The sequence below is a fragment of the Arsenicicoccus bolidensis DSM 15745 genome, from assembly GCF_000426385.1.
GTDB classification, from domain to species: Bacteria; Actinomycetota; Actinomycetes; order Actinomycetales; family Dermatophilaceae; genus Arsenicicoccus; species Arsenicicoccus bolidensis.
In genome coordinates, this window is record NZ_AUFG01000002.1 from 171537 (window position 1) to 179574 (window position 8038).

Genomic DNA, 8038 nt, shown 5'->3' on the forward strand with positions numbered 1-8038 from the left:
ATCCACCGATGCTCGAGATCGGGTGAGTTTGCGGTGGGTAGGCCATCACCTGACTCACCCGATCTCGACGCCGCCACGCATGGCGGGAGGCCAGGGAGGTCAAGCGCGATCACCGTCTGGCGCTCGCGCGAGCGTCTCCTGTCATCGGTGCGCGAGGTGCTGGCGCGCCACGTCCGCGAGACGTGCATGGACTCCGTCGAAGACCGCTGCACCGCCACCCAGCAGCTGCGTGGGCATCTTCGCGACCATCGTGTAGTTGGTGTCCACGACATTGCCCGCCGGCGCCAGGCCCGCCTGACTCACCAGCTGGAGTGCATCGAGCAGGTCCAGGCCGGTCAGCTCGCAGACCCAGAGCACCATGTCGCGCTGGCTCACCCGGAAGGCGTCCTCCAGGGGCTTCGCGGAGCCCGTGGACATGATGAAGGTGTCGTCCTGCAGGCGCGGCCACGACAGCGGGCTCCCCTTGATGACGTCGACCACGATCGTCGTGGACATGGCCGCCTCGACGGCCGTCCCGCACACCTCGCCCTCGCCCTGTCGGCAGTGCCCGTCGCCGATGGCGAGCAGCGCGCCTGGTTCGTTGACAGGGAGATAGACCGTCGTGCCGGACCGCAGCTCGGGGGTGTCCATGTTGCCGCCGTGCGCGGCGGGCGTGATGGACATCGTGCGTTCGCCGGCCGCCGGCGCCACGCCCACCGTCCCGTGGAACGGGTCCAGGGGCAGCTCGACGCTGAAGTCGCTGCGCCGGGCCTGGTAGCGGCATACGCCGCGGGCGGTGTCCACGTCGTAGACCCAGACCCGCTCCTCGAGCGCGTCGTGCAGCATCGCCGTGGTGCCGGTCGAGGTCAGCGCACCGAAGTGCGGGAAGGTCGACGACACGGCCCAGTCACGACGGGGTCGGATCTCGGCGAAGTGCACCGCCAGCGTGTCGCCGGGCTCGGCCCCCTCGACATGGATCGGCCCGGTCACCGGGTTGAGGTGGGCGAGGTCGCACACCTGCGAGGGCAGGTCCTCCGTGGTGCGGATGCGTCCGCCGAAGCAGTCCTCGGTGTCGACCTGGACGATCGACCCGGCGGGCACCCGCAACCGCGGGGCATGGCCCCCGAAGGTGTAGGCGACGTTGTCAGCGGTGGGCTCGAGCGAGAACACCTCGGTCATCACGAATCCTCCATGCCGGCCAGCTGCGGCTCTCGGTTGCGGGACTTGAAGACGAGCAGGATGACGACGCCGATGGCCAGCCACACGAAGGCCAGGACCTGCGCGGCCACCTTCGCATTGATCACCACGAAGAGCAGGATCCCGAAGCCGATCAGCGGGTAGACCAGGTGCCGCAGCCAGTCGCGGCTGCCCTGGCGACGGACGAAGTGGTTGATCACGGCCAGGTGCAGCACGAGGAAGGCCGACAGGGCGCCGAAGTTGACCAGGGTGCTGAGGAGCGTGATCCCGTCGTCCCGCGCGGCCATGTACAGCCCGACGACGAGGGACACGGCAGCCGTGACGAAGGTGGCGTTGACCGGGACCCCGTGCCGCTTGCTCACCACGGCGAGGAAGGACGGCAGCTGGCGGTCACGCGCCATCGCGTAGAGCAGCCTGGACGTGGCCGCCTGCGCGACCAGGGAGTTGGCGAAACCCCAGGCGATCGCTGTGGCGATCGCGGTGAGGGTGGCCAGCCAGGCGCCACCACCGACCCGGGCCGCGTCGTAGAACGCGGTGCCGTCCGGATCACCGTTGGCCAGCAGGGCCGGAGCGTCCGGTACCAGCATGCTGGCGACCCAGGTCTGGACGATGAAGAGCGTGCCCGCGAGCAGCAGCGCGGCGACCATGGCGCGCCCGATGGTCCTGGTGCCCTCGCGGTTCTCCTCGGCGAGCATCGAGATGCCGTCGAACCCGAGGAAGGACAGGACGGCCACAGAGACGGCTCCCAGGACGAGGGGCCAGGTGAAGGTGCCGGGGTTGAAGAACGCGTCCAGGCTGAACCCGTTGCCCTTGCCCTGGGCCACCGCCACGAGACCGATGACCAGGAAGATCCCCAGCACCACGAGCTCGGCGAGCAGCATGACCTTGTTGACCTTGGCGGTCATCTCGATGCCCATGTAGTTCACGATCGTGTTGAGCACGATGAAGGCCACGAGCCACACGGGCACGGGGATGCCCGGCACGATCGAGCTCATGGCGACGCTCGCCACGAGATAGAGCAGGGCGGGGATCAGCACGTAGTCCAGCAGGATGACCCACCCGGTGAGGAAGCCCACCCACGGACGGAACCCGCGTCCGGCATACGTGTAGACCGAGCCAGCCATCGGGAACGCCTGCACCATCTGGGCGTAGGAGTTCGCGGTGAACATCATGGCGAGCATGCCGATGGCATAGGTCAGCGCGACCATCCCGCCCGAGGACTGGTAGACGCTGCCGAAGATGCCGAACGGCGCGATCGGCACCATGAAGATGAGGCCGTAGACGAGCAGGTCGGTGAAGGTCAGGGACCGGTGCAGCTCCTGCTTGTAGCCGAACTCCTCCAGCGTGTGCTGGCCGTGGTGGTCGTGCGAGGGCGTGGATGAGGTGCTCACGGCCACTCCTAGTGTCAGATGGAACGATTCCAGATGGAAGGATAATCGGGCCGGGTCCAGCAAAGCGCCAAGGCCTTCTCAGATCTCGGTCAGACGGAGGCCACAGGGACGAGGTCCAGCCCGTCCGCGCACGCCAGCCTCGAGGGGCGAGCCGGGAGAGGCGGCAGACCGGCGCCGGGTCGTATGGCGGACAGGCCGCCCACTCGGGCTGCCGACGACACGGAGTAGAGCGCGTCGTAGCACCCGCGCGCGTAGACACCCAGCTGCGGCGCGGCAGCCCCCCAGCGAGCCGCGTAGCGTGCCGCGAACCCGTCGGCGTTGTCACCGACGTACCAGTCCATCGCGGCATACAGCTCTCCGCTGCCGTCACCTCCCACCTCGAGGAGACCCACCTCGTCCAGCGAGCCCGACACCCTGACGACCTTGCCCAGCAGCCGCGACCCGGCGAACGCCCGGTTGAAGTGCGCGAGATCGCGCCCCACCAGCGAGAGCAGGACGACGTCCACCCGGATGCTGCCCAGCCAGTCGACGAGACGCTCGCCGTCGACCTCCCCGAGCGGCACCAGGGTCGAGCCACGCACCACGCCGCCCGCCTCCCGCACGAGCCGGGTCGCCACCCGGTGCACCGCCTGCGGCCAGATGTAGTCATTACCCACCAGTGCCCAGCTCCGAAGACCCGCGTCCACGAGGGATCGGACCGGAGCGGCCAGCTGGCGGCGGGGGTCAGGGCCGATCAGCCCCACCCCCGGCAGCCTGGAACCGCCCTCGTGCGGGGCGGCGAAGACGTAGGGAACGCGGCCGGAGGCGACCGGTTCCAGGGCGCGGTGGACGTCGCTCGTGTGGAAGCCGACGACGGCGTCGACAGACCCCGCGTCGACCAGCCGGCCCAGCTCCCGGGCGCTGCCTGCCGGCGACTGACCGGCGTCCACGAGCGTCACCGTGAGCCGACAGCCCCGGACTCCGCCCGCGTCGTTGATCTCCTCGGCCGCCAGGAGGGACGCAGCCAGGGCGGCCGGCCGAGCCAGCCCCAGGGCCCCGGACCGGGGCAGGGCCAGGGCCACGCGGAACTCCTCCGACGGCCCGAGGACGAGCGAGTCGAGGTAGTCCACGATCAGGGGGGAGTCAGGCATCGGGTCAAGTATGGTCGGACGACTGACGTCAGAAAGGACCCATGGCGATGCCTGACCGGCCGTGCCCCGTGGATGACCTGCTGACGGCCGCCCGCTCGTTGACCAGAGACCTGTCCAGCATCCTCGAGCCCGACCTGGGCCTGACGGTCGACCAGTGGCGCACACTCCGACGCCTCGACCCGCTCTCCGGCGTCACGATGACTGACCTGGGCGAGGGTCTGGGTGCACCTGCGGCCACCACCACACGCCTGGTCGACTCCCTGGTGGACCGTGGTCTGGTGCACCGCCGCGCCACCGACGGAGATCGCCGACGCGTCCTCGTCCTGCAGACGCAAGAGGGCGCCCAGCTGGCTCGACGCGCCGACGGCATCGTGTCGGAGCACTCCGCGGCTCTGCTGTCGCGAGCGCGGGGGCAGCACCAGCTAGCAGAGCATGTGCCAACGGCCCCTCGATGACTCCCCATGCGCCACTAGGGTGAGCGCATGCGCACCACGACCGGCCTCGCGGCCCTCGGTGTCGGCGCGGTCGCCGGCCTGGGGGTCGGCGCCCTGCTCGCCGCCCGACAGATCAGCGGACCCCAGCGGCCGGCGCTCGACTACGGGTTCACGCCGTTCGAGGTGGGGGTCGACTCCGAGGACGTGACGTTCACGGCGGAGGACGGCATACGACTCGCCGGGTGGTGGCTCGACCGGCCGGGCTCGGAGCAGGTCGTCATCGTCTGCCACGGCCATCGCGGCAACAAGGCCGACATGCTCGGCATCGGGCCGGGGCTGTGGCGGGCAGGCTTCACGGTCCTGATGTTCGACTTCCGCGGCAACGGGGCGTCCGCCGACGGGCCGCAGTCCTTGGCGCACTACGAGCAGCGCGACCTCGAGGCGGCGATCGACCTGGTGGCCGAGCGGCGCCCCGACGCGGAGATCGACGTCGTCGGCTTCTCGATGGGTGCCGCCGTGTCCATCCTCGTGGCTGCGCGGGACGAGCGGGTCGCCCGTGTCATCGCCGATTCCTCCTTCGCCGACGTGCGTGGGGTGGTCGCGGCGGCGGCGCGCGGGCTGCGGCTGCCGCCGATGCCGCTGGTGGACCTGGTGGATCGCGCGACGCACCTGCGCTACGGCTACCGGTTCCACGAGGTCGAGCCCGTCGAGGTCGTCGCGGCGATCGCCCCGCGAACGCTGCTCCTCGTCCACGGCACCGACGACTCCGTCATCCCCGTCGAGCACGCCCACCGTCTCGCGGAGGCGGCCGGCGAGGGCTGCGAGCTGCGGATCGTGGAGGGAACCGAGCACTGCGGGGCCTACTTCGCGGATCGGCCCGGCTACATCGCCCGCGCCGCGGGGTTCCTCCGGCGCCGCTGACCCCCTCCGGCCGTCATTCCTGCTCCCGCTCCTGGTCGCGGAGGTGCTCGCCCAGGATGCGGATGGCGTTGGCCGCGCACGGGAAGCCCATGTCGGGGAACGCCTGGACCAGGGCCGCGATCACGCGCTCGGGGTCGTTTCCGGCGCGCAGCACCCCAGCGAGCCGCCCCAGCCCGACCGTGGCGGCGGTGCCGAGGGGGTAGGCCAGCGCGCCGACGACGTACCACGGCGCGGCAGACGGCAGACGCAGACGAGGGGCGACCCGGTCCGTCGCCAGCCGGTCCCAGCACTCAGATGCTCAACGAATGAGTCGTTTCGGACACGGCCTTGCCGGGCCCTCCCCCGCGGTGACACGATCACGCGAACTCGACGACGAGCCAAGGAGACTCCCATGTCGCACCGCCGCACCCTCGAGCATCGCGCCGCCGCAGCCCTGTCCGTGGCCGCGTTGGGGGCGACCGCCCTGGCGCCATACGCGCAGGCCACCCCCCTCAGCTCCGCCGCTCCTGCCACGTCCCGCCCCGGCCACACGGCCGTCCTGTCCGCCCGCTGCCTCGACCGCACCGTCCCCCTCACCGTCGAGGAGCAGCGCCTCGCCGCGCGGATGCCCGACCCCGCTGCACCCTCCCGCCTGAGCCGTATGCCGTTCGCGCAGGAGATGATCGCGGGTGGGGGCTTCGAGCGCGTCGCTCCCCAGATCGTCGACCGCCTGTGCCGCACCCGCGACGCCCGGGCAGCGCGCAGGCTCGCCGAGCAGGAGGGACGCGCGCTGTGGCAGGCGGCCGTGAGGCGCGTGCAGTCCACGGGCACCGTGCGGGGCAGCCTGCCGCGCAGCGACGACCGGCCCCTCTACTGGACGCGCCTGCAGGTCACGGCGGCGCTGCGGCAGTGGAAGCCCCGCGGCGGCATCACCGCGGCCGAGCGCGAGCAGGTCATCGAGACCTTCGAGAAGGCCTCGCGCGGCATGACCGACATCTCCTACCCCGCCGGGTCGCGCGTGGCGCGCGTCCTCGCCAGCGGCTTCGACCCCTACACCCTCGACGGTGGTGATGCCGGTGACGCCCCGGGGGCGGCCGGCAACAACATCCGCCACGGGAACCCCTCAGGCGCAACGGCGCTCGCCATCGACGGCACCACCCGCGTCGGCAAGGACGGACGGCGTCAGGTCGTCCACGCCTATGTCCTGCCGGTCAACTACACGGAGTTCGAGTCCGGCTGGATCGAGGACACCGTCGGCCCGCACATGAAGCCCGGTCCGCGCGCCCTCACCTCGTCGTTCACCATCAGCCAGGGCCGCGAGGGCCGCTTCGACCTCGAGGTGTGGAACGGCCGCTACCACGGTGTCTCCGCCGGCAACGACGGCAGCTGGCCCTGCCGCCCCATCAACGGCGTCCCGCAGCTCGCGATCAACAACCCCGGCTGCAACACCCAGCCGCCGGCGCGCTGGGGCAACCCCCGCGTCTTCGACCTGTTCGACCCGCCGCAGTGGACGACGGCGTCGCTGCCGTTCCAGCGCATGATCGAGGGCGGCACCGGCACCAACCTGACGCCTCCGCCCGGCGCGCCGTGGACCGCCGGCCAGGGCTTCCCGGTCATCCGCAACACGAGCTTCACGGAGTTCCCCCGCTGCGACTCCCCCGAGCGCGTCACCCTCAACGCGGCGGCGGACGGCGGGATGCAGCCCTCCCAGCCGGGCACCCCTCCCTCGGAGGGTTCGTGCTCGTATGCCGGGGGCGGCGGCAACTACCTCTCGAACGAGTCCGGCTATCGCAACACCCTGCTCCGCGACCGGCTGGGCCGTGACATCCCCGCCGGGCACATCCACACGCCGATCATGCAGCACTTCGAGGAGGGCAACCGGTTCGCGCCGAGCGACCCGACCTTCGACGCGTGGCGTCGCGTGATCGTCGCGCAGACCGCGGCCCTCATCGGCGTCGCCGCCGCGCGCTGACCTGCGCTGACCCGGGCTTGCGGCGGCCCTCGTCCGCCTCGCCGCCCTGGACGAGCCGCCGCTGCGCTTCGCCGCTGGCGCGGACGCCCTGGAGACCTTCGAGGCCAAGGCGAAGTCGCTCCTCGAGCAGGCTGACGCCCATCGCGACCTGTCGGCCAGCCTGGCGCACGACGACGCCTGACCACCCTCCGAGGCGCCGCTGACCCGTCGGTGACGCGCGTCTGCCCGGGCAGCCTGGAGGGGCTGTCCGGGTGGACGTGTCTGTGGAGGGGCCGGCTGGCGGTCGCTGCGTGGCGGGTCAGGCGGTGAGGGCGTGGTGGCCGGGTGGGCGCGGGGTTGGGTCGCCGGGTGGGCGTGACCGTTGCCCGCCTGGCGGTGGCTGCCCGTGTCCGTCGTCGGGTGGTTCGCGTCCCGCGCTGGGAGCGCCCGCGCCTGAGGCAGCCTTCGCGCCCGCCCCAGTCCCCGTGCTCCCGCCGGCACCCGCGCCAGCACTGACGTGGTCGTCAGCGTCGGGCCCGGTGCTGCTGTGGTCGGGGTCGGGTGGTGGGGTGGGGTGCCAGCCGGTCCAGGTGTGGGTGATGTCCCACTGGACGCGGGACCCGTCGGCGGTGACCCGCCCGGTGATGTGGTGGGCGTGGATGAACCGGTGGTGGTGCCCGCACACCAGGGCCAGGTTGGCCAGGTCGGTCGGACCGCCGTCGGCCCAGTGCACGATGTGGTGGGCCTGGCACCACGACGCGGGCGCGTCGCAGCCGGGGAAGCTGCACCCCCCGTCACGCACCTCCAGGGCGCGACGCTGCCGGGCGGTGGCCAGACGAGTGGTGCGCCCCACGTCCAGGGGCCGACCGACCGGGTCCAGCCAGACCGGGGTCACGTCAGCGCCGCAGGTCAGCTCCCGCGCGGCGCGGGGCCCCAGGATCGTGCCCAGGTCGTCGACGCACGCGGCCGGGACCGGACACCCGCACGGCCCCCCGCCAGCGGTGCCGCGCCACAGCCCGAACGCGTCCTTGGCGCGGTGCTCGCACGGCTCCAGCA

At 71.9% G+C, this 8038-nt stretch carries 8 protein-coding genes; 3 read left to right on the forward strand and 5 right to left on the reverse strand.

Annotated elements, in window-relative coordinates:
* Window positions 1-141: 141 nt before the first annotated feature.
* From K313_RS0102250 to K313_RS0102260, 3 genes are all read right to left on the reverse strand, one after another.
* Entirely contained in the window at window positions 142-1158 is a 1017-nt protein-coding gene (locus tag K313_RS0102250) for an acetamidase/formamidase family protein (protein WP_019287378.1), read from the reverse strand.
* Window positions 1158-2567, reverse strand: coding sequence for an APC family permease (locus K313_RS0102255; RefSeq protein WP_019287377.1), 1410 nt, complete (start codon window positions 2565-2567; stop codon window positions 1158-1160). The genes K313_RS0102250 and K313_RS0102255 overlap by 1 nt, the downstream gene beginning before the upstream one ends.
* Window positions 2568-2656: 89 nt before the next feature.
* Window positions 2657-3697, reverse strand: a complete 1041-nt coding sequence (locus K313_RS0102260) for an ABC transporter substrate-binding protein (RefSeq protein ID WP_029210251.1) — start codon at window positions 3695-3697, stop codon at window positions 2657-2659.
* A gap of 47 nt (window positions 3698-3744) precedes the next feature.
* On the opposite strand from K313_RS0102260, the gene K313_RS19755 reads away from it, so the two are divergent.
* Window positions 3745-4152, forward strand: coding sequence for a MarR family winged helix-turn-helix transcriptional regulator (locus K313_RS19755; protein WP_156911098.1), 408 nt, complete (start codon window positions 3745-3747; stop codon window positions 4150-4152).
* A gap of 27 nt (window positions 4153-4179) precedes the next feature.
* Window positions 4180-5052, forward strand: a complete 873-nt coding sequence (locus K313_RS0102270) for an alpha/beta hydrolase (protein ID WP_029210252.1) — start codon at window positions 4180-4182, stop codon at window positions 5050-5052.
* 13 nt (window positions 5053-5065) lie between these two features.
* Here K313_RS0102270 and K313_RS23350 read toward each other — a convergent pair whose 3' ends face one another.
* Complete coding sequence (locus K313_RS23350) at window positions 5066-5206, reverse strand: hypothetical protein (protein ID WP_156911099.1); 141 nt, start codon at window positions 5204-5206, stop codon at window positions 5066-5068.
* 237 nt (window positions 5207-5443) lie between these two features.
* Between K313_RS23350 and K313_RS0102280 the strand changes: the two genes are divergently transcribed.
* Entirely contained in the window at window positions 5444-7003 is a 1560-nt protein-coding gene (locus K313_RS0102280; protein ID WP_029210253.1) for a hypothetical protein, read from the forward strand.
* 298 nt (window positions 7004-7301) lie between these two features.
* On the opposite strand, the gene K313_RS23355 is transcribed toward K313_RS0102280, so the two are convergent.
* On the reverse strand, window positions 7302-8038 hold a 737-nt coding region (locus K313_RS23355), incomplete at its 5' end, for an HNH endonuclease signature motif containing protein (protein ID WP_034251146.1).

Bases quoted from the DNA above. Each gene is read 5' to 3' on its own strand.
- K313_RS0102250 (WP_019287378.1), bottom strand. From the start codon at position 1,158: ATGACCGAGGTGTTCTCGCTCGAGCCCACCGCTGACAACGTCGCCTAC.
- K313_RS0102260 (WP_029210251.1), bottom strand. From the start codon at position 3,697: ATGCCTGACTCCCCCCTGATCGTGGACTACCTCGACTCGCTCGTCCTC.
- K313_RS19755 (WP_156911098.1), top strand. From the start codon at position 3,745: ATGCCTGACCGGCCGTGCCCCGTGGATGACCTGCTGACGGCCGCCCGC.
- K313_RS0102270 (WP_029210252.1), top strand. From the start codon at position 4,180: ATGCGCACCACGACCGGCCTCGCGGCCCTCGGTGTCGGCGCGGTCGCC.
- K313_RS0102280 (WP_029210253.1), top strand. From the start codon at position 5,444: ATGTCGCACCGCCGCACCCTCGAGCATCGCGCCGCCGCAGCCCTGTCC.